Origin of the sequence: Sphingomonas sp. TDK1 (assembly GCF_001650735.1) — a bacterium.
In the GTDB taxonomy this organism is placed as follows: domain Bacteria; phylum Pseudomonadota; class Alphaproteobacteria; order Sphingomonadales; family Sphingomonadaceae; genus Sphingomonas.
Genome location: NZ_LXVY01000035.1, coordinates 1 through 306, shown reverse-complemented (window position 1 = coordinate 306; position 306 = coordinate 1). Strand labels below are relative to the sequence as shown.

1 pseudogene is annotated in these 306 nt (G+C 72.5%); it reads left to right on the top strand.

The features are described from left to right. Nucleotides 1–306, top strand: a pseudogene (locus A7X12_RS26405) (AcrB/AcrD/AcrF family protein); the annotation flags it as partial.

Below are 306 nucleotides of genomic sequence, written 5' to 3'. Positions count from 1 at the left end.
ATGTACGCGCCGCTGCGCATCGACCATCACGGCTGGCAGCTCGCCGCGCTGGCGATGACGGTCGCGGGCATCGCCGATCCCAGGGGGGCGCGTGGCGGCGCCGTGGTCGGTCTGGCGAGCGCCTTCTCGCTGTCGATCGGGCTGGAGCTGCTCCCCTTCTGCGCGATGGCGGGGGCGATCCTTGCGCTGCGCTGGGTATGGGACGCCGCCGAGCGGCCGCGGCTGATGGTCTATGGCCTCACGCTGGGCGGCGGCTCGGCGATCGGCTTCGCGGCTTTCGCCTCCTATGCCAACCAGGCGATGCGC